Origin of the sequence: Sediminispirochaeta smaragdinae DSM 11293, from assembly GCF_000143985.1 — a bacterium.
Taxonomy (GTDB): Bacteria; Spirochaetota; Spirochaetia; order DSM-16054; family Sediminispirochaetaceae; genus Sediminispirochaeta; species Sediminispirochaeta smaragdinae.
Genome location: NC_014364.1, coordinates 3,721,625 through 3,742,403, shown reverse-complemented (window position 1 = coordinate 3,742,403; position 20,779 = coordinate 3,721,625). Strand labels below are relative to the sequence as shown.

Annotated in this window: 19 protein-coding genes; 12 read left to right on the top strand and 7 right to left on the bottom strand. The window is 47.9% G+C overall.

The genetic code is table 11. From position 1 onward, the window contains the following. Positions 1 to 219: 219 nt before the first annotated feature. The 3 genes from SPIRS_RS17550 to SPIRS_RS17540 are packed head-to-tail and all read right to left on the bottom strand — an operon-like array spanning position 220 to position 4,230. Positions 220 to 2,061, bottom strand: coding sequence for an ABC transporter ATP-binding protein (locus tag SPIRS_RS17550; protein WP_013256025.1), 1,842 nt, complete (start codon positions 2,059 to 2,061; stop codon positions 220 to 222). Continuing rightward, positions 2,054 to 3,799: an ABC transporter ATP-binding protein gene (locus tag SPIRS_RS17545; RefSeq protein ID WP_013256024.1), complete on the bottom strand. Its 1,746-nt coding sequence runs from the start codon at positions 3,797 to 3,799 to the stop codon at positions 2,054 to 2,056. Before SPIRS_RS17545 ends, SPIRS_RS17550 begins: the two co-directional genes overlap by 8 nt. Next, positions 3,796 to 4,230 (bottom strand): MarR family winged helix-turn-helix transcriptional regulator, encoded by a 435-nt coding sequence (locus SPIRS_RS17540; protein ID WP_013256023.1) that lies wholly within the window; start codon positions 4,228 to 4,230, stop codon positions 3,796 to 3,798. Before SPIRS_RS17540 ends, SPIRS_RS17545 begins: the two co-directional genes overlap by 4 nt. Before the next feature lie 143 nt (positions 4,231 to 4,373). Between SPIRS_RS17540 and SPIRS_RS17535 the strand changes: the two genes are divergently transcribed. The 6 genes from SPIRS_RS17535 (at position 4,374) to SPIRS_RS17510 (ending at position 9,549) form a co-directional block, all read left to right on the top strand. Next, positions 4,374 to 5,078, top strand: a complete 705-nt coding sequence (locus SPIRS_RS17535) for an ATP-binding cassette domain-containing protein (RefSeq protein WP_013256022.1) — start codon at positions 4,374 to 4,376, stop codon at positions 5,076 to 5,078. 13 nt (positions 5,079 to 5,091) lie between these two features. Beyond that, complete coding sequence (gene modA / locus SPIRS_RS17530; RefSeq protein ID WP_013256021.1) at positions 5,092 to 5,820, top strand: molybdate ABC transporter substrate-binding protein; 729 nt, start codon at positions 5,092 to 5,094, stop codon at positions 5,818 to 5,820. Between the two features lies 1 nt (position 5,821). Continuing rightward, positions 5,822 to 6,514: a molybdate ABC transporter permease subunit gene (locus SPIRS_RS17525; protein WP_013256020.1), complete on the top strand. Its 693-nt coding sequence runs from the start codon at positions 5,822 to 5,824 to the stop codon at positions 6,512 to 6,514. Positions 6,515 to 6,532: 18 nt separating this feature from the next. Next, on the top strand, positions 6,533 to 7,291 hold the full coding sequence (locus SPIRS_RS17520) for a Rossmann-like domain-containing protein (protein ID WP_013256019.1): 759 nt from the start codon (positions 6,533 to 6,535) through the stop codon (positions 7,289 to 7,291). A gap of 95 nt (positions 7,292 to 7,386) precedes the next feature. Beyond that, on the top strand, positions 7,387 to 8,460 hold the full coding sequence (locus SPIRS_RS17515; protein WP_013256018.1) for an ABC transporter substrate-binding protein: 1,074 nt from the start codon (positions 7,387 to 7,389) through the stop codon (positions 8,458 to 8,460). Positions 8,461 to 8,463: 3 nt separating this feature from the next. Further along, entirely contained in the window at positions 8,464 to 9,549 is a 1,086-nt protein-coding gene (locus SPIRS_RS17510; RefSeq protein WP_013256017.1) for a radical SAM protein, read from the top strand. A 44-nt stretch (positions 9,550 to 9,593) separates the two neighbouring features. On the opposite strand, the gene SPIRS_RS17505 is transcribed toward SPIRS_RS17510, so the two are convergent. Both SPIRS_RS17505 and crcB read right to left on the bottom strand, forming a co-directional pair. Further along, positions 9,594 to 10,835: a DUF190 domain-containing protein gene (locus SPIRS_RS17505; protein ID WP_013256016.1), complete on the bottom strand. Its 1,242-nt coding sequence runs from the start codon at positions 10,833 to 10,835 to the stop codon at positions 9,594 to 9,596. 10 nt (positions 10,836 to 10,845) lie between these two features. After that, entirely contained in the window at positions 10,846 to 11,205 is a 360-nt protein-coding gene (gene crcB, locus SPIRS_RS17500) for a fluoride efflux transporter CrcB (protein WP_013256015.1), read from the bottom strand. A gap of 286 nt (positions 11,206 to 11,491) precedes the next feature. Here crcB and SPIRS_RS17495 point away from each other — a divergent pair, with 286 nt between their 5' ends. Together SPIRS_RS17495 and SPIRS_RS17490 are read left to right on the top strand one after the other, a co-directional pair. Further along, a complete protein-coding gene (locus tag SPIRS_RS17495; RefSeq protein ID WP_013256014.1) occupies positions 11,492 to 11,779 on the top strand; it encodes a type II toxin-antitoxin system Phd/YefM family antitoxin in 288 nt (95 codons plus the stop codon). 2 nt (positions 11,780 to 11,781) lie between these two features. Next, positions 11,782 to 12,105, top strand: coding sequence for a type II toxin-antitoxin system RelE/ParE family toxin (locus SPIRS_RS17490; protein ID WP_013256013.1), 324 nt, complete (start codon positions 11,782 to 11,784; stop codon positions 12,103 to 12,105). A gap of 135 nt (positions 12,106 to 12,240) precedes the next feature. Here the strand turns inward: SPIRS_RS17490 and glgX are convergent, their stop codons facing one another. Beyond that, positions 12,241 to 14,343: a glycogen debranching protein GlgX gene (gene glgX / locus SPIRS_RS17485; RefSeq protein WP_013256012.1), complete on the bottom strand. Its 2,103-nt coding sequence runs from the start codon at positions 14,341 to 14,343 to the stop codon at positions 12,241 to 12,243. A 50-nt stretch (positions 14,344 to 14,393) separates the two neighbouring features. After that, the gene (locus SPIRS_RS17480; protein ID WP_171814785.1) at positions 14,394 to 15,122 is read right to left on the bottom strand and encodes a FadR/GntR family transcriptional regulator; all 729 of its coding nucleotides are present in this window, start codon (positions 15,120 to 15,122) and stop codon (positions 14,394 to 14,396) included. A 230-nt stretch (positions 15,123 to 15,352) separates the two neighbouring features. Here SPIRS_RS17480 and iolN point away from each other — a divergent pair, with 230 nt between their 5' ends. The 4 genes from iolN (at position 15,353) to SPIRS_RS17460 (ending at position 20,665) form a co-directional block, all read left to right on the top strand. After that, positions 15,353 to 16,471 (top strand): 3-dehydro-scyllo-inosose hydrolase, encoded by a 1,119-nt coding sequence (gene iolN, locus SPIRS_RS17475; RefSeq protein WP_013256010.1) that lies wholly within the window; start codon positions 15,353 to 15,355, stop codon positions 16,469 to 16,471. 45 nt (positions 16,472 to 16,516) lie between these two features. Then, positions 16,517 to 17,329 carry a 5-keto-L-gluconate epimerase gene (iolO, locus tag SPIRS_RS17470; protein WP_013256009.1) on the top strand — a complete coding sequence of 271 codons (813 nt, stop codon included), beginning with the start codon at positions 16,517 to 16,519 and terminating at the stop codon, positions 17,327 to 17,329. Positions 17,330 to 17,363: 34 nt separating this feature from the next. Then, positions 17,364 to 18,917 carry a tagaturonate epimerase family protein gene (locus SPIRS_RS17465; RefSeq protein ID WP_013256008.1) on the top strand — a complete coding sequence of 518 codons (1,554 nt, stop codon included), beginning with the start codon at positions 17,364 to 17,366 and terminating at the stop codon, positions 18,915 to 18,917. Between the two features lie 800 nt (positions 18,918 to 19,717). Continuing rightward, positions 19,718 to 20,665: a substrate-binding domain-containing protein gene (locus SPIRS_RS17460; RefSeq protein ID WP_013256007.1), complete on the top strand. Its 948-nt coding sequence runs from the start codon at positions 19,718 to 19,720 to the stop codon at positions 20,663 to 20,665. Positions 20,666 to 20,779: the final 114 nt, after the last annotated feature.

Sequence of the window (20,779 nt, the reverse complement as noted above, 5' to 3'; positions counted from 1 at the left end):
TTGCGGGGAAGGAATATCGTGAGGGGATAACGAAATTACAAAAAAGAAAGATTGCACACCCCTATGTATGATACTACTTTCAGTTATCATTGGCTACTAAATGATCTCTTTTCCCAGTTTTCTCCTTTTGTGCTTATCGTGTTTACCTCTTTCTGTAAAGGGCTCCTTCCCGACACGGTTTATGAGCATATAATAAAAACATAATGCATTTTTGTTGTTTTATCGCAGTTCCGTTTCAAAATGAGTAGCATGGAGACCGGCATAAAAGCCGTTTTGCTTTAGCAGCTCTTGATGATTTCCCCGTTCGACAATGGTTCCTTCCTTCAGCACCAGGATCATATCGGCCCCGCGAATGGTGGAAAGTCGGTGGGCAATGACAAACGAGGTCCGCCCCTTCATGAGTTCCGACATACCTTCCTGTATAAGGAATTCGGTGCGGGAATCGACACTGCTGGTTGCTTCGTCAAGGATAAGGATCGAAGGGTTTGCAAGGAGGGCCCGGGCGATGGATATCAGCTGCCGCTGCCCCTGGCTGAGGTTTCCTCCCTCTTCGGAAAGCATGGTTTGGTAGGCTTCCGGCAGATGGCGAATGAAATGATGGGCCCTGGAGGAGCGGGCTGCTGCATATACCGCATCATCGTCGGCCTCCATATTACCGTAGCGGATATTATCCATCACCGTTCCCCTGAAGAGAAATGTGTCCTGAAGAACAAGGCCGAGATTTCTGCGCAGAGCGGTAAGATCATATTCTCCAATAGCTTTTCCATCGATGAGAATTTCTCCGCTGCCTATGTCGTAAAACCGGGTGAGGAGGTTGATAATCGTTGTCTTTCCCGCTCCCGTGGGTCCCACCAGTGCTATATTACTACCCGGTGCAGCGTGCAGGTTGATATCCTTTAGTATAGGCTTTCCTTGCACGTAGCAAAAGTTTACATGCCGGAATGTGACCTCACCACGTAAGGCGGACGGCGCCGCTCCATTGTCGGGGGAGAAGATTTCCGGGCGCTGATCAAGAACCTCGAATACCCTTTCGGCTCCGGCGAGGGCCGAGAGAATCGAGTTGTAGAGCTGGGCGATCTGGCTTATGGGGCGACCGAATTGCCGTGTATAATTGAGAAATGCTGCTATGGTTCCGACGCTCGCAATCCCCATGATACCGAAGACACCCCCTGCCGCGGCAACGACGGCGTATCGGATATTATTGGTAAGGTTCATCAGCGGCCCCATGAGTCCCGCCAGGACCTGGGCCTTGGTACTTGCGTGTTTCAGCTCACGGTTCATCGAATCAAGGGTCTTCTCTTCCGCAGCCTCCCTCCTGAAGAGGCGTATGATCGTCGTTCCTGTGATGCTTTCTTCTATATGTCCGTTGATAGTACCCAAAAGGCGTTGCTGCTGTTTGAAGCTTTCCCTTGTCCTTTTTCCAATTACTTTCGTCACCACAAAGATCAAAGGAACGGTCGCAAGGGTGACGAAGGCAAGGGGGGGATTGAGGATGAACATCATCACAAGCACGCCGAGAATGGCGATAACACTGGAAAGAAACTGCGTAACCACCTGTGACATGGCGTTGCTGATATTCTCGATATCATTGGTAAATCGGCTCATGAGTTCGCCGTGGGTGTGGCTGTCGTAATATTTCAAATCGAGACGCTGGAGGTGAGAAAAGAGCTGCCGGCGAAGCGTTCCCAAGGTATCCTGGCTGATTCTGATCATCATATATTGTTGAAGCCAGCCCGCTGCGGCAACGATGGCGATTAGGCCTCCCATGATAAGGACGATTCGCAACAGCCCTGAAAGGTCACCGGGAAGGATGTAACGATCGATGGCAATGCTGATCAGCCATGGTGTCAGCATTTGCTGGAGGGAAGCAACGAGGACCAGGAAAACGACAAAGAGCAGCCGTATTTTGTACGCTTTCATATAGTCCCAGAAGCGCCGGATGGTTTTACGACTGTTTTTCACCTCTGCTTTCTCTGTTTTGAACATACCTGCGGAACCATGACCGACTCCCCGGCCGGGTAGGGCGGTAACCCCTGGTGCCGTGGTTTTGGGCTTAGACATGGAGCACCCCCTCTCCTTCCTGGGACCGTACAATATCGCGGTAAAGCCCGCAGCGTTGCAGCAACACCTCGTGAGGCGCCATATCGACGACTGCACCGTCGTCAAGGACGATGATCGAGTCCGCTTCCCTGATCGACGCGATACGCTGGGCAATGATAATGGTGGTCATTCTGCTCCGCTTTTCGCAAAGGGCCTGCTGCAGACGGTATGCGGTTTTTGCATCAAGGGCACTGGTACTATCGTCGAGAATCAGAACAGGAGGGGAGGGGAGCAGGGCCCGTGCGATGCAAAGGCGCTGTTTCTGTCCCCCTGAAAGATTGACTCCCCGCTGCTGCAGCACGGTGTCCAGTCCCTCTGCATTTTTATCGATAAAGTCTCGTATCTGTGCAACCTCTGCCGCTTCGAGGATTTGACTGTCGGTGGCCTCCGGCTTTCCGAAGGTGATGTTTTCACGGATCGTACCGGAAAAAAGCATTGCCTGCTGGGGTACCACGGTGATGAGAGTGCGGAGATCCTCCTGGTTGAGCTCCCGGATATCGACCCCGTCCAGGAGTATCCTTCCCGAAGCAACATCGTAGAGTCTCGTCAGCAGATGGACCAAGGTCGACTTCCCCGAGCCGGTAGTCCCGATGATACCGGTGGTACGTCCGGCCTGTAGGGTGAAGCTGATGCTATCGAGGATATCTCGTTCCTCTTCGTTCTTTCCGTAATTGAAGGAGACCTTGTCGAAGAGGATTTCTCCCTGTGGATCAGAAAGGTGTTTCGGCTCTGCCGGGTTTCGAAGATTGGGATGTGTGTCGAAGACTTCCATGATTCTCTTTGCCGAAGCCTCTCCTCGGGAAAAACGAATAAGGACCATACTGACCATCATGAGAGACATCAAAAGCTGCATAAGATAATTAAGGAAGGCCATAAGCTCTCCCGTGGTGAGGGGCCCCTGGGTATTGAGGGTCCCGCCGAAGTAGAGAGCCAGTGCAATGCCTCCGTTGAGCAAAAGGATCATGACGGGATGTATCCAGGCGATCATGGTAGCCGCTTTTTCCATCGTCTTTACCAATGTGCCGTTTGCCTTGGCGAAGCGCTCCGTCTCAAACTCTTCCCTGGCAAAGGCCTTTATGACCCGAACGCCGCTGAGCGCCTCCTGGGTGACCGTGTTGATTCCGTCTATCCGTTCTTGTACCTGGGTAAAAAGGGGAAAGGATCGACGCATGATTATCGTGATCGACAGCAACAACAGGGGAATGAGGAGTACGAGGATGAGCGAAAGGCGCGGGCTGATGAGTATTGCCATGATGAGGCTTCCGATGATCTGAAGCGGCGCCCTGACAAGAATCCTAAGCATCATAATCGAGATTTCCTGAATCTGGATGATATCGTTTGTCAGGCGGGTTACCAGACTGCCGGTACTCAGCCGATCGATATCGGAGGTGGAAAGCCTCTGAATATGACTATAGAGCCTGCTTCTCAGATCGGTACCCATGCCCACTCCTGCAAGCGTGGAAAAAAAGGAGCATCCTGCCCCTCCCAGGACCCCTACCACGGCCGCAGCCGCCATCATCAAACCCGTCTTCAGGATGTAGTGGTAGTCGAAATTGGCAAGACCGATATCGACGATTTTCTCCATCAACCTGGGCTGGATGAGGTCCATGGCCACCTCCAGGAGCATTAAAAGCGGCCCGAGAATGGCAAAGGGGAGGTAGGGCCGCATGAATTTCAGAATACGCTTGAATGAATTCATGATTGTTTCTCGTTTTCTTGGATTGCAGCCTGAATTTTTTTCAGGATAGTGTGCAAGGTTCTCTCTTCCTCATTGCTAAGGGGGGCGCAGAGCAGATCATTCATCTTCTGATGCAGCTCGTCGATCTTATCTCCCAAAGCACGCCCCGAAGCCGAGAGAAAAATTCTGGTCACCCGGTTATCGTTCGGATCGCTGCGCCGAACAAGATAGCCTGCATGTTCCATCCGTTTGACCATCTTGGATATGGTCGCCGTTTCTGAATGGAGGAGGCCTGCTATTTCACTAAGGGACCGTCCGTCCTTTTCTCTCAAGAGATTAACCAAACGCGGCTGACCGTGATGCACACCGATCTCCTCCACAAGGCCGAAGGCTTGCTTATGTAGCTCTTTTGCTACGGAGAGGAAGGTGAAAAGTAATAGTTCCTTGTTCATATCGATCGCATCCTTATGAATACTTAGCCGGCTAATAAAATACTGTATGCCGACTTTTTTGTCAATGTCGCATTGCCATTGTGTGTTGTGAAGGATAATGGTAGTATAGAGTGATCATCTAAGCGTGAAGGAGCTTCTCTATATTGACAGCACAAGCAGCGTTCCCTGAATTCGAGATGGAAATCGGTACGAAGCTCGATCGCTTTACCGTGGAACTATCCTTTTCGTGTCGACCGGGCGAGGTCCTTGCGGTTGTCGGACCATCAGGAGCCGGTAAAACAACACTGTTACGGATAATTGCCGGTTTCATGCGCCCAGGCGAAGGCTTTATTCGACTTGGCGATACCGTTTTTTTCGATAAGCAGGCGCACATACACCTTCCTCCGCAGGGGCGTCGGGTCGGACTTGTCACCCAAGAGTATACCCTCTTTCCTCATATGACGATCCGGGAGAACCTTGCCTTTGCCCATAACGGCGGTCCCGATCCCATGGAGCTCCTTGAGGCGAGCGGAATCGCTCATCTTGCCGATCGTCGCCCCGATAAGATCTCGGGGGGAGAGCGACAGCGTGCGGCCCTCTGCCGTATCCTTGCCATGTCCCCCAATATGCTGCTTTTGGACGAACCATTTTCCGCTCTCGATATTGAAAACCGCATCATCCTTCAGGAGATGATTATCAAGGTCGGCAGAGAACGAAAGATACCGATTATTCATGTCACCCACGACCTTTCGAACGCCCTCCGCTATGCCGACAGGATCCTTGCCATCAACGAGGGGAGGGAGGATAGGGCCTGGCTCGATCGCCAGCTTGAGTACCTGGAACGCAACGCCGTTTTTGCACGGCGATAATAAGGAGAAAGAAATGAAGCGTGGAAAAACTATTGTGCTGATCGTCTTGGCGATTGTGACGGTGATTGGCTCGGTGAGCGCCGAAAGCATGACGATTGCCGCAGGTGCCGGCTACCGGGCCCTTGTCGATGATCTGAGCCAGCTGTTCACCAGCAAGACCGGCATCACCGTCGAACACATCTACGGCAACATGGGGCAGGTCACCACCCAGGCGAAGAGAAGCGGCGTGGTCGATCTTGTGGTGGGAGATAAAAGCTTCTTCGATAAGGTAAAGCTTCCCTTCGATCAGGAGTACATTGTCGGCAACGGACGATTGGTGCTTGCGGCCGCAAAGGATGCCGGGCCTGCGGATCTTGGCAGGCTGACGGCCGCGGACGTCGATCGCATTGCCTTGCCGGACCCCAAAATGGCTATCTACGGCATTGCCGCAACCGAATACCTGGAACATAGCGGCCTTGCGGATAAGGTGGCGGACAAGCTGATACAGGTTGGTACCGTACCCCAGGTTTCCGCCTATCTGATCAGTGGGGAGGTCGACTTCGGTTTTATAAATCTGACCGATGTGCTTGCGATTAAAGAGAAGATCGCCGGTTACGTTGATGTTCCCGAGAGCTATTACAGCCCCATCTACATCGTTGCCAGAAGTATGCCGGACGCCCCTGCCGGTGATGCAACGGTTCGTTTCGGCGAATTCCTCGATTCGCCGCAGGCCCGGGAGATCGTAAAACGACACGGACTGTAGCATGTATACCCTTCGTTCCTTTTTAGACGCGGTTATGGTCCCGGGGGTGATGTTGCCTGTCTCCTTAAGCCTTCGGGTTCTGCTTTGCATTGTTCCCGCTTTGGCGGTTATCGGCATCCCCCTCGGCTATTATCTCGGGCGAAAAAAGGGCGGAGGGGCCGCCATCCTCGATTTTTTGGTTTCCCTTCCCCTTGTATTTCCTCCCATAGCAACCGGCTTTATCCTGCTGGTGATCTTCGGTAGAAATGGTCCTTTTGGCGCTCTTCTAAAGAGTGTTTCCGGAATCAGCCTTGTCTTCAGTTTTTGGGGCGTTGCCTTCGCCGGATTTATTTCCGGGCTCCCTCTTATGGTCAAGACGGTCCAGGCTGCGGTTCGGAATGAGATCGAAGGATACATTGAAGCCGCCTATATGCTTGGAAAGTCAAAACGCACCACCTTTTTTCGTGTTGTGCTTCCCCTCCTTCGCCGCGGAATCGTAACGGGGCTCTTCCTCGGTATTGCCCGGAGCCTCGGGGATGTCGGCATCACCCTGATGCTTGGGGGGAATATCATCGGGCGCACAAATACCATCGCCCTCGAGGTGTATAATTCGGTTTTTGTTGGGGATTTTAACCGGGCCTTTGTTCTTGCGGGAATGCTTGGTATTATTTCATTGATCGTTACAAAAATAACCAGGATGCGCTCGTGGGAGTAGCCCTGGAGGAGGCCGACAGTGGGAACAATAACAGATAGGGATATTGAAACCTTTTATCACAAATTGCAGGAACGTTTCAGCTCTCTGGTTGAATCCGAGGGGATCGCCAGGGATCCTGTACGGATCACGGCCCGGGGCTTGAGTCCGGATGAAGCGATCGGCAGAACCCGCAGGAAGGATTTCCCGATTCTTACGGGAAAAGAGATCCTTCTCCAGGCCCAGTACCGTAACGCATACGGGCAGGCATTTACCGATTCCCCTTCGAGCTTTGAAGGAACCCTTGAGGATGTTCTGGATCTCGATCTTACCGGGGATTCTCATGCCCGGGGGCTTTTTATCGCCTCTCTCAATGCGGTGATGCGCAGCCTTGGTCGGACAGAGGGGACGGTCCACTGCAAAGACGACGGCCCCGAGCGCTGTGGTGATGAATTTGCTCAGCGGATCAAAGCCTTTCACGCCGATGATCGGGTGGCCCTTATAGGCTTCCAGCCTGCTCTTCTTGAACACCTCTCACCCGTATGCCGACTGCGGGTCCTTGATCTTAATCCCGCCAATATCGGAAGCGTCCGTCACGGGGTAACGATCGAAGATGGTAGCGACGACTTTGAAAGGGTGATTGAATGGGCTGATTTCATCCTGTGCACCGGAAGTACCCTTGCAAACGGTTCGATCGTACGATTTTTGGATCTTGCGAGACCTGTCGTCTTCTTTGGTACCACTATAGCAGGGACCGCCGAACTTTTCGGCCTGAAACGCTGGTGTTTCTGCTCCATGTAGACACGTTTCTCATCTGTTTTGGTAGTCATATTGACAGATTCCGACTTTTAGCCATTATATATACATATATATAATGGCTAAAAGGAGAACTCTCAGTGACTGGAAAAAGATTTTCATGCGCTCTTGTTCTGTCGGCAGCATCTCTTGTGATGCTGTTGTGTTTCGCTTGTTCCGGAAAAACAGACGATGCATCTACGGCTGTGCAAATGGAACGTCGGACGATAAGCGACCTTGCTGATCGTACGGTTTCCCTCCCAACGGAAATCAACACGGTTGTCTGTTTACATCCCATTCCCGACTATATGGTGTGGGCGCTCGATCCCGACAAAATGGCTTCCCGCTCTCGGGTTTTTACCATGAACCTTAAGGGAGGAAGAATGCCGTTCCCCGATGCTGAAATCAAAAGGCTGATGGAGAAACCGGAGGTGCCGGTCTTTTTTGATGCCGTTGATCCCGAGCAATTATTGTCTCTCCGGCCCGATGTTATCGTTTCCATGACCAAGGATCCCAAGTTGGAGGATCTCCAGAAACAGGTGAATATTCCCGTCGTCGCCATATCGAAGGATACGCTACAGGATTACGAGGCTTCTTTCAGGTTCATGGGTGATCTTTTGGGAAATACAGAGCGCGGAAATACGCTTGCGGATTACTGGCACAACATCATTGCAAAGATTACCGAAGAGGTAGCCCTTGTTCCGAATGAACAACGTTTGAGGGTCTACTATGCCAGCCACGACGGGCCTCTTTCGACAGTAGGCAGGGCAACGGTCATGTCCTCCATTATCACCCTTGCCGGTGGCATCGACTATGCAACGACGGATGATGGCAGCAGCATGAAAGCAACCGATGAGCACGTTGCCATTTCCCTCGAACAGGTACTGCTTTGGGACCCGCAGGTAATTATTACCAAGACAGCGGATACACGTGAGGCTATTCTTTCCAATCCGCAATGGGCCCAGGTCTCCGCGGTAAAAAGCCAACGGGTCTATGCCTCTCCTGCATATGCGGCACTTGACGGGATCATGTCCTTAATGAGCCTGGGATGGGTGGCCGAGACCCTCTATCCGGATACCGTTGGTTTTGATGTGGTGAACGAGTGTAAAAGCTTTTATTCCCTCTTCTATCGAAACGACTCGCTGACCAGCGAGGAAATCCTTCAGGAGCAGTAGATTATGGAAGATAGACGTTTTTCCGATGTGTTGGAAAAGGCCGCGGAACAGGCTATCGATAGAGACGAAGCTCTTCTTTTGTTCCGCGAAAGCGAAGAATTTTCTGCCGCCCAGGAACTCTTTAAGACAGCCAGCCTGGTACGAAATAAGCTCCTTGGTACAACCTTTCGGTGGACGGGAGGTATTGCCAGTGTGCTTACCTGTAATCTTCAGCCGCTGTGCCTGTACTGTCCTTACTGGACGCAACCGAAAGAGCCTCTATCGATGGAAGAGATCTTGCGGGCTGCCCGCTATCTCAAGGAACATGGCGTTCGTGACTATCATCTGAGTGCAGGAACCACTTTAGGCAGCGACGGAAGAGAGATGGTTGAAATCGTAGAGACAATCCGCCGCGAGGCAGATGCGGATTCCACCATTACCGTCAATTGCGGGGCCGCATTGTCCATGGAGTCTATTATTGAGCTGAAAAACCTGGGGGTGACACGCATCGGTGCTTCCTTCGAAACGATCAACCGAAAGCTTTTTGACGAGGTGAAACCGGGAGACAGCTTCGAGGAAAAGGAAAAGCTTTGCCGGATGGTCTGTGAAGCAGGTCTCGAACTGGGAAGCGGATTGTTGGCCGGAGTCGGATGTACGGATTGCAAAGACGATTGTGCCATTGTCAACGGGGGAAAGGTGACGAAAAGTCGCTATGAAGATTATGTTGATTTTATGTTCTTTATTCGACAGTACCCGAACCTGAAGAGTGTCTATGTTAGTCGGTTTTTCCCCTTTACTGGTATCCCCATGACGGAGCATCCACGCTGCTCGGCTATGGAAGGTGCGCGAATCATAGCCGTGATGCGTCTGGTCTTGCGGGATATCCGTATCGGCCCTGCTGCCGGATGGAGTTATGACGATATCCCCCTTTGGGTTGCGGCAGGGGGAGGCAATGAGATCGGAGGCATCCATATCACAAGAGAGCCCCCATATAAGGGAAGCTGGTACATGCATCAAGCCTTGGATTACCGAGACCACCTGGAATATCGTAATACGGTTTCCACCGCTACACGATTTCTAAAGGAAATGGGGATAGAGGTGCGGTATTGAGTTCTGCAGTCAAAATGAATCGGGGGGGAAATCAAACAAAATCCCTATATCGACCGGGAAAGGGCGATCAAAATGGAATCGCGGCGAATCATTCCGCAGAATTTCCCCTCTGCATCGACCACCGGAATCCTCTTGAGGCCCTGCTCCGTCATGAGCCTGATTGCTTCGTCGACGGAAGTCTCCTCGGTCACCCGTACGACCTCTCGTTTCATTACTTGAGAGAGCTGTAACGATTCGGCACGGCGTGCGGCAAAGCGCCGAAGCGGAAGGATGGTCGATGTCTTTTTGTCGATGACCCTCATGAGGATCGAATCGGTGACAAGGCCGACAAGATGCTTGTCGGTATCGATTACGGCGGCGCGCTGTGCCGCCTTTTGCGCCAATATGTCTATGGCTTCTCTTAGCGGCATATGGGACGGAAGGGCAAGTCTGTCGCGTAGGACGACATCACGTACCAGTTGAAGCTGATTGCCGCCGGTCGATGGACCTGAGGTCTCGTGGGCGGTTTGTACCTTGGATGAGAGAAGGCGCAGCAGATCGATTCTTGCCAGAATCCCGCAGAGTTTTCCATTCCCGTCGACGACCGGCAAACGCTTCAGGGCTTTGCGGACCATAAGATGCAGGGCTTCGGAAACCTTTTGATCTGCATTGATGGTTTGCGGATGCGGTGTCATGATCTCGGATAGATTTCGATTGTTGCTTTTTTCCATCCACGTACTGCGCTCCTCTTTCGGCAGGGTGGAAAGCAGACCAAGGCGGATCGGCATTCCTCCGTGCTTCATAAGATCCCCCTGGGTCACCATGCCCACCACGTTACCCTGTTTGTCGGTAACCGGGAGTGCTTTCAGATGCTCATCAACGAGGCGCTGGATTGTCTCCCGAACCGACCAATCGGGATGTGCGGTGACCGGCTGTTCGGTCATGACATCCCGGACAAGGAGATGAGGAGGAATGAGGCTCGAAGGGGTCCTGAACAAGGCTATCTCGGCGGGGGATGTGCTGATGATGCCGTCATCCACCATCGAGGTGAGCTTTTCAATAACCGGCTGAGATTCAGCTATCGGCAGAAGAATCTCAACCATGATGGGCATATCGTTTGAGAGCGCCACCAGCTTGTTGGTTACAATCTCACCGTTTTCATAGCATCCTTCGCTACCCCGGAACACCATGCAGCGTGCCGATATTTTCAGTGAGCGGATATACGAAACAATTGCGGAGGAAAGTTCCTTTCCTTTATAGCGGGCCCTCTCTCTTGTGTAGACTTTGATCGACCGATACTGGATCATCTTCTCCCCCCTATATGCGGCTTGCCGTAACAAGACCTGCCAAGGTAAGCACCAGACCTACCACCACATTTACAGCAAGATTCGCCATTCCTCGTCCGAAAGATCCGGCAAGAAACATACGTACGGATTCGAGAGAGAAAGAGGAGAAGGTTGTGAAGCCTCCGAGAAAGCCGGTTACAAGAACGACCTTCAACACTCTGGGAAGCATCGTACGGTCGGCCAGTCCCACGATAAAACCGATAAAAAAGCAGCCGACCAGGTTTACCGTCATGGTACCCCATGCAAAGGTGTCTCCAAACAGCCGACCGGCGGTCAGGGAGATGAGATATCGGCTGGCGGCACCAAGGCCTCCTCCCACCAGTACCCACATTACATCACTCGTAACAGCCCCTCCTCGGCAAAACCTAGGGAGTCAACAACCGGGGCAATTCGGGATTCGTATAACCCAGCAAACTCCATTGCCTTGGTAAAAAAGTATATAAAAGAAAGGGGGGAGGGTCAAAGCGTCATATCGGGCGCGGGGAGTGTACAACGTCTATATGCGTTCTGCCAGTGACCATGCCGCCGTATATAAAGCGCCGGAGGAATAGTATGAATTAATTCAAGGTTGACAGATAGTCTAAATATGGTGCAATATATGCACTTAGGAGTGTGTTATGAATTTGAAAGAAGATATCAAACCAATATCGTATATAAAGACAAATGCTGCTGATATGCTGAAACGAGTTAATGATACTCACAATCCGATTGTGATAACTCAAAACGGAGAAGCAAAAGCCGTTCTTTTAGATACCGAATCATACCAGGATATGCGGAATAGCCTTGGAATATTGAAAATCCTTGCTGATGGGGAAAAAGCTGCTGAAGATGGAAAAGTTTATAGTCAAAAGGACGTTTTCGACATGATGGAGAATAAGCTGAATAAAATGAAAGAAAAAGAATAGAAATGAATAAGCAAGAAGTGATTTGGACAGAACCAGTTTTAAAGGATTTGAATGAGATAATCGAGTATATTTCTTTTGATTCTGTACCTACAGCAATAAAGCAATATGAAAGAATCAAGGAAACAGCAGGAAAATTGGAATTATGTTCCGAACAGGGAAGAATAATCCCTGAATTACAAAATGAAAATATAGTAAAATATCGTGAGATGATAATACGTCCCTGGCGATTGATGTACAGGATGGAAGGGAAGAAAGTGCTGATATTGGCTTTAATAGATGGAAGAAGGAATATCGAAGATATATTGATAAAGAGAAATTTGCGATAAGGAAGCGTAACTACTATTATAAATCGCCATCGCCCTTTTTCAGGACGGAATGTGCAATTTAACACCGATACTGATGGTTATCGGGTTTTTGAGCTCTATGACGATCTTGATGCAGCCAGACGGGAGTCGTAGCCGTCACTCTGTTGGATCGGATACAAGGACCACGACGGAGCGTGCCTTTACCATATAGCTGCCTTGGTCGCTGAGAAGTAGACTTGTTCCCATTTCGAGGATGTCGACGTCCTCGGCGGTGTCGATTTTTCGGCGCCATATCTTGCACGATGGGGGTGGGGCCAGGGTAAAATGGGTGTCCTCACCTGTTGCGTTGAACATGAGGTAAAAATCGTTGTCGTCCTTGTCTGCCTGGGTTTCGGCCTTGCTCCCGTCGATAAGGATAGCCAGACGGTTTTCTTTTCTATTCCAGTTTACCGCCTTGCACCTTTCGTTATACCAGGAAATATCCATGAGTCCATTGCTGCTGATATCCTTGCCCGAGAAAAAGTCGAAGCGTTTAAATGCGGGGTGTCGTCGACGGAATTTGATCAGCTCCTTACAAAATCTGAATACATCCCCATGGCGTTGCAGAAGTTCCCAGTCGAACCAGGAAATTTCATTATCCTGGCAGTAGGCATTGTTGTTGCCCTGTTGCGTTCGTCGAAACTCATCTCCCCCCAGCAGCATTGGTGTTCCCGTTGCAAGGAGAAGGGTTGCAAGGAAGTTCTTTGCCGTGCGATTTCGATCCGATTCGATCTTCGGGTCGTCGCTCGGTCCCTCTATGCCGTGATTAAAGGAGAGGTTTGCATTGTTACCGTCCCGATTTTCTTCTCCGTTCATCTCATTATGTTTTGTATTGTAGCTGACCAGATCATTCAGGGTAAAACCGTCGTGGGAAGTGATGAAGTTGATGCTGTGGAAGGGTTTTCTCCCTGTTTTCCTGTACAGATCCGAACTCCCTGAGAAGCGCATGGCCAGGGCGGCGATCATGCCGGGCTCGTCGAGCCAGAAGCGGCGGACATCGTCCCGAAAACGATCGTTCCACTCCGCCCACCGTCCGCCGGGAAAACTTCCGACCTGGTAGGTCCCTGCGGCATCCCATGCCTCTGCAATGATCTTGGTGTCTCTAAGCACCGGGTCCTCTGCTATCCGTTCTATGATGGGAGGGTTTTCGAGGAGTTTTCCGCTACCGTCCCTGCCGAGGATCGACCCCAGATCGAAACGGAAACCGTCCACATGCATCTCCATGACCCAGTAGTGGAGGCAGTCGAGAATCAACGATCGGACAATAGGGTGGTTGCAATTCATGGTATTTCCACAGCCCGAGTAGTTCATATAGCCCTTGCGGTCCGGGGTGAGGATGTAGTAGATACTATTGTCCAGTCCCCGAAAGGAGAAGGTTGGTCCCTCGTTATTGCCTTCGGCTGTATGATTGAAAACAATGTCGAGGACCACTTCTATCCCCGCCTTGTGCAGCTCCCGCACCATCTCCTTGAACTCATGAACCTGATCCCCCTCGCAGCCGGAAGATGAGTAACCGCAGGCCGGGGCGAAGAAACCTACGGTGCTGTAGCCCCAGTAGTTTGTCAGCAAAGCTCCGTTGACGGGATTGTACCGGGAAAACTCCCGCGGGTTGAACTCATGGACCGGAAGGAATTCTATGCTGGTGATTCCCAGTTCTTTGAAATAGGGAATCTTTTCGATAACAGCCTTGTAGCTGCCGGGAGCGGCGGATGATGCAGAACGATGACGGGTCAATCCTCCAACATGTGCCTCATAGATGATGCAGTCACGCAATGGATAGTTGAGAGGTTTATCTCCCTGCCAATCAAAATAGTCGTTCACCACCACGCATTTGGGCGTCAACTCCCGCCGCCACTCGACCCACGGCCTTTCTTGTGCAATTGCCTTTGCATACGGATCTATGATCAGGGCCGCCGGATCAAAGCGATGGCCCGCTGCAGGCTCAAAAGGGCCGTCGATCTGAAAAAGGTAGAATTGACCTGTTTTTAGCCCATGTATATGGATATGCCAGATGTCCCCGGTCTTGTTTTGTTTCGGATCAAGCTGATATGTTTCCGAAGGGTTTGTGTCATTAGCCTTGTCGAAGAGCAAAAGGCAGACCGCCGTGGCATTACGTGAGAAAATGCTGAACTGTGCTCCCCGCCCCGTAATGTAGGCCCCGAGGGGCAGGGGATGCCCCGGTTCTATGGTCCGCTGTTTCTTATCGGTTGATAACTCCATTAGGGCTAATATACTACTTTTTGATGAGAAAAAAAGTGTAAATACATATATCAATGTTCATGTTTTAGACCGGCATCCAACAGAGAATCGATATCTTTAATATGCTTTCTAAACTTTTCTGTTGCCCGATAAAAATCCCCTTTCTCGATGGATTCTATAAGATCGATGTGGTTTTGTATGACTGATGTTGTATCCTCCAAGCCCCGTTGCGCCGTGTTTATTTCTTCATACATAAACAATTTCATTGTTCGATAGAGGTTGTTAAAGATGTTATTATTACAGACTTCAATAATGTGTCCATGAAAATTGTAATCGGCCTCGATTCGTTTCTGTATGTCGCTGCTTTTTATTGCCTTGTCCATGTTTTTTACTTCTTGGTTTAACTTATCAATTGTTGAGGTAAGAAGATGCTTGTTTGTCTTATAATGATCCATAAGGTACCAGAGCCCTTGGTGCTCCAATACGAGCCGAAGCTCCACAAGGTCGGTAAAATCCTTTTTTCCTAATAACATCGACCAAAGAAGCGATTCCGACGATATATTTGAATTCTCACAAATAAACGTTCCTTTGGGATTCCTCAGTTCGACAACACCAAGATACTGGAATATCTTTAAGGCTTCCCGTATCGAAGATCGGCCGACCCCGAACATTTCTGCCAATTCATATTCGTTTGGAACCTTTTCATTTGGCTTCAGACGCCCAGTAGCAATCATCTGCTTTAGCTGTTCAATTACCTGGAACACTACAGTTTTTTGTTTTACAGGCTTCACATTATCCATATATTCTTCCCTTTGCTTCCTATTGTAAATAAGGACATCCTCATTTGCCATTATTGTTGATTCTTTATTCATTATATTATCAGATCATACGACGCTATCCCAGAGGATTTGATTATTTCTATAATTTTTCTTGACAGATCGTCAAGTCGATATATAATCTTACTATACTATCATCAGACCATTGGATGATAGTATAGTAAAGCTAAATAAAACTAAGGAGTTCTCAAAGCATGAAGGCAAAAGAGAAGAAATGGCTTACAACCGATTATCCTGAAATCGTTTTTGAAGATACCGGAGTCGGTAGGATGAAAAAGGAGTTGTTCGATGCCTCCGACAAAGAGATTGATGCCGTCTTGGAAGCGTATGGTATCCCCTCTGAACCGGAACTGGGAAAGGCTGGAACATATATTCAAAATACCCCGCGAGCGGAAGCCGTTGCCAAACGCAAAAAAAATGATGTGGTCCTCGTTCCTATTGGCTGCTCTGAATGCCATGGCGATCACAACAATACCGGTCTTGATACCTTTATGGTTACCCAGATTTGTGAGGGCGTAAGACGCTATACGGCGAAACAGGGGCGTGAAGTGAATCTGGCGCTTCCTCCTATAAACTATGGTGGCCATCCTTATCACCATCTGGGGATGCCGGGGACGATCATCATTCCGGGAGAAATTGTAAGGGAGATGGTGATCTACACCATGCTTGGGCTGTGGAACGACGGATACCGAAAGATCATTCTCGTAAACAATCATGGTCATCTTTGGAATCTGGTAGATGCCATACAGGAGTTTATGAAACGTTTTCAGTTGCCTGCGATTGTACAGGTTATTGACTGGCATAGAGCGGTTCGCGAGTTCTTTTTTTGTACTGATAAAAAAGACAGCATGGAAACGAATTTTATCCATGCGGCCGAGGCCGAGACCTCTACGGCCCTGTTGCTGTTCAAAGAAATGGTTAACATGAAATATGTGCGGGATGCAGTAGGTGAGGGTTTTTTACCGGACGGCCATTTTGATCTTTCTGTTGATCCCTATAGAAGACCTCATCGCTGGTCGGAGGGGGAGGGGCATAGTGCCATCGAACGCGCCGCTACACCGGAAGGTGTTGTTGGGTTCCCCAGCAAAGCCGATCCCTACAAAGCAAAACGCCCCATCGCAGCTATCCTTAAATATTTGACCATGATGGTTAATGATATCCTGGACGCCTTCCCTGCGGGAACGTTACCCCCGACGGAGAAAATTTCGTTGCGTGATCCTGATGAGCTTGCACCTTTCTTGCAGGAACCGTGGTCTGAAGGCTGGAAGTCCGTATACGAACTGCCTGCCATCGGCCCCTTTGTCAAACACTAACAGCCCATTGTGTTATTGCGCTCTGATCAATCGAGAGGGATTGCTGTGAAAATATCAATTTGTCTGTCTACAAATCCAGCTAAATTTTCTGCGGTAAGTTTTAAAGGTAACCTGGAAAAAAATATAAAGACAATCCGTGATCTGGGTTTTGACGGTGTTGAATTGGCCATACGTGATCCTGCATGCATTGATCAGAGCAAAATTCTTGATCTGGCAGTACAGTGTGGACTAAGCATCCCGGCAATCGGTACTGGGCAAGCATGGGGTGAGGAAGGTCTATCATACACTGATCCCGATGAAAAAGTGAGAGAGCAAGCCATAGAGCGGACGCTCTCTCATATCCCCTTTGCCGAGAGATGTGGTGCAGTCATAATTATCGGTTTGTTACGCGGTATCTATCCCGAAACGATACGCCATGAAACAGCGATCAAGTGGATGAAAGAAGCGTTTTCTATCTGCTGTGCTGCTGCCAGGAAATCAGCGGTAGAAATCGCGTTTGAACCGATAAACCGATTCGAAGTGAACAGCTTACATTCGGTGCGAGAAGGATTAGCCTTTATCGAGAGTGTAGGTGCAGATAATTTAGGTATGCTTCTCGATACGTTCCACATGAATATTGAGGAACCGAATATCGAAGAAAGTATTCGTTTGGCCGGGGATAGAATATTTCATTTCCATTATGCCGATTCCAATAGATTATATCCCGGAGCCGGACATTTGGATTTTCATTCCATTCTGGAAAGTCTCTACTCCACAGGTTACACAGGTTTCATATCGGGAGAGCACATGCCGGATTCCGATGCGGAGTTGAGTGCTAAAAAGGGTATCAACTATTTGCGAGGCTTGTTTGCCGAGTAAATACATCATGTGATGATAGAAACATGGTAGGATTATGATAGAGACATTATTAAGCCTTTTTTTTGATGTTGGAATAAAGAGTTTTTTCAAGAAAGATTTTCGGGAAAGGCAAGCATTATTTTTATGCATAAAAGATAAGTCGGAAGCTCTGAACGATATTCATATTTTAGGAAGTGAAAAAGTTTTGGAGCGAACCCTTTTTTTTATTTGTCTTGATGTCCGACGCAGTGAAAAATTTTTGGTGCTTCTTTCTGACAAGGTAATCGAACCCCAATTTATTGGCGTGATTAGATCTTATAAAAACATATATTATCAGATTGTTCCCATTAATTGGGAAAACACAAAAGTGCTCCACCGTCTTTTTCCCTTTACAAAGCCCATCTCCCTTCGCGCAAAAAAAACGACATTCGGGTGTGGAGATAGGATTGGCTTGGCGACTGCCGGCCATATTCAAGCCATCAGCGCATATGGCGAGGTATATCCGGTTCTGGCTCAACAATCGATTCGTGAACTTAATCTTACAAAACGAAATTATCGTGATATTATTGCTGAGGTAAGCTTTCAGGTTTTTCAGGAAGGATTTGAGCGTGGCTATGGTGCTGATGGTGATCATCTAAAAACCATCGAGGATATTAATCTTGCCCTGGATGCCGAGATGCCGATGATAACCCTTGATCTTTCCGATCATCTACATCCTGCTGTATTCAAATGGTCTGATGATGAGATAGTTAGATCATTTGCTAAATTGTCTCTTGATGATCGTAATTTTGTCATCGATCTTTTTCTGGGAAAGAAATGGGAGATTAAGGGTGAACAGTACGTTCCCTCCCAAACAGAGATAGAAAGGTGCACATTGATCTATCTTGAGGCAATCCGTTATACGAAGATAGTCGATGATCATCTTCAGGATCGAAGGGGGCACGATTACGATCTTGAGATCAGCATAGATGAAACGACGACTCCGACGTTGCCTTTTCACCATCTTTTTGTGGCAACTTGTCTATCGGCACTGAATGTGCGCTTTACTTCTCTTGCTCCCAGGTTTATTGGAGAATTTCAAAAGGGGATTGATTACCTGGGTAATATAAACGAATTTCGAAAACAATTCGTGCAGCATGTTGCTATTGCTGACTATTTTGGCTTTTACAAAATTTCTGTTCATTCCGGAAGCGATAAATATTCAGTTTTCAGAATCATTGGAGATGTGACTCGGATGAAACTGCATGTGAAAACATCGGGGACAAGTTGGCTGGAGGCTTTACGAGTTGTTGCAACAACGGATCCAGCGCTATACCGAAAGATTCATAAAAAAGCTTTATGTTTTTTTGATACCGCATCTGGGTATTATCATGTTACTTGCCAATTAGAAAAAATTCCTCCACTGTCAGAGATCACAGATGGCCAACTTGTTGCTTATTTGGATCATGATGATTCGCGACAATTATTGCACATATCATACGGCGGTATATTAAATGACCTACAGCTTCGGTTTGACTTCTTCACAACAATATTTGAAAATCTTGATATGCTGGATAGGTATGAGCGGGAAAATATGGAACGACATTTGAAAAAACTGAATGGAGGATAAAGAATAGATATTAATCAGTATCTTACGTTTATAAAAAATATTAGCTACTCCATAATAGAAAGGATGATGTTTCTTGTATAGCAATTGGTACAAGAAAAATTTGAAAAATTCCTCTTTCAAGAGGTGATGTTTTATGGCATATTTGCAATTCTTAAAAGAATGAGAAATAGTCTATTGAGAATCGAAGATTATTTTAGAAATTATCCGTTAGAAATAATTTAAGATGATAGGAGTGTTGCTTTGATGTGTTTTCTGAAAATCAATAAGTATAAATAATTAAGAAAAAAATATTATTAATTATACAAGTAAAGGAATTATTTTATATCCTTGTAAGCCATGAGACTTATAATAAGTTTCTGATTTTTATTTAATAGAGTTTAATGAAGATGTAAAAAACAATTGACAGATAAAGAATATATGTTATCCTTAACATATATTTAAGAGTAATTGGTTGGAGGTAGTTGCATTTTTTGATCCTGTGCCGTGAGAAAGGGTGATCTAGCTTAATAAGAATATTGTATAGAAACAGTAACTGATAGTGGGAATTATTTCTGGTTATAAAATTACAATCAAAAAATAAGAGTCGAAATTACGTAAAAATAAGAAGTAAGAAGGGAGGTTTAAAGAATTACGAACTACTTTAATTTCTACCATTAGTGTAGAGATCAGAATTCTGTCTGCTTTTTATCAAGTTTGCAGAGTTACTTACAATTAAGACCTTATTGTTTGCCCATAAGGGGGTGACCCCCCCCATGGAAAATAACCTCATTACGAGGAAGTGTTTTAAGGAGGATTTTGGAATGAAAAAGATGCTAATTGTTTTTCTTGTTGTTATTGTAGTAGCGCAGTTAGGGTTTGCGAATGGCCAACAGGAAGCTACTCAGAAATCTGGTAAAGATAGCATTATGATTGGATTTACTGTTAATGATTTTAATGATCTTTGGGTGACTTTTGTTATGGATGCTGTCAAAGAATGGGACAAAGAAAATTCTGGGGTTACTGTGGCTTTGGGGAACGGGCAAACGGATGTAAATACACAGTTGGGTATTGTAGAAACCTGGATAAGCCAAGGCTATGATGCCATTTGCGTAAAACCTGTTGAAGTTGAAGCAACCGTTGCTATGGCAAAAGAGGCAAAGGCTGCAGGTATTCCCTATATTGCTGTTCAGCAAGCCATTGCTGAGGCGGATGCTGTAGTGGCCCAAGATTCTGTCAGAACTGGTATCGATCAAATGCAGGCCGTTGCAGAGGCTTTAGGGGGTAAAGGCAATGTTGCTCTAATGGTTGGGGAACCTGGGACACTAATTGCTCAACAGCGAATCGAAGGGAACAAAAAAGTGCTTGGTAATTACCCCAATATAAGCATAGTTGCCGAAGAAATTGGAAATTGGCAACGTGATCAGGGAATGTCAATTATGGAAAATTGGCTCCAGGCTGGTATTGAAATAGATGCTGTTGTTGCCAGCAATGATGAAATGGCAATAGGTGCAGTTCTTGCGTTAGAGGCTGCTGGCGTTAGAGATCAATATATAGTGGCGGGCATTGATGCAACTCCGAATGGTCTTGCATTTATGAAAGAGGGAAGACTTGATATCACTATGTACGCTGATGCAAAAGCATTAGCCGTAAAGTCACTTGAAACGGCAATGGAGCTCATTAAAACTGGGAAGGCTGAGAATTCTGTGATTTCTGACAAATTGGTTATGCCTGCAAATGTCGATGAGTATTTGGCAATTTACAATAAATAAATACAATAGTAATTGTCTTCCGCCCCCTTCTGGAGAGGGGGCGCATTGATGTTTCATGTGTCCTTTGCCGACATGTTCTGTTGATGGAATTGTGAGTTGCTATTAAGGAGTTTT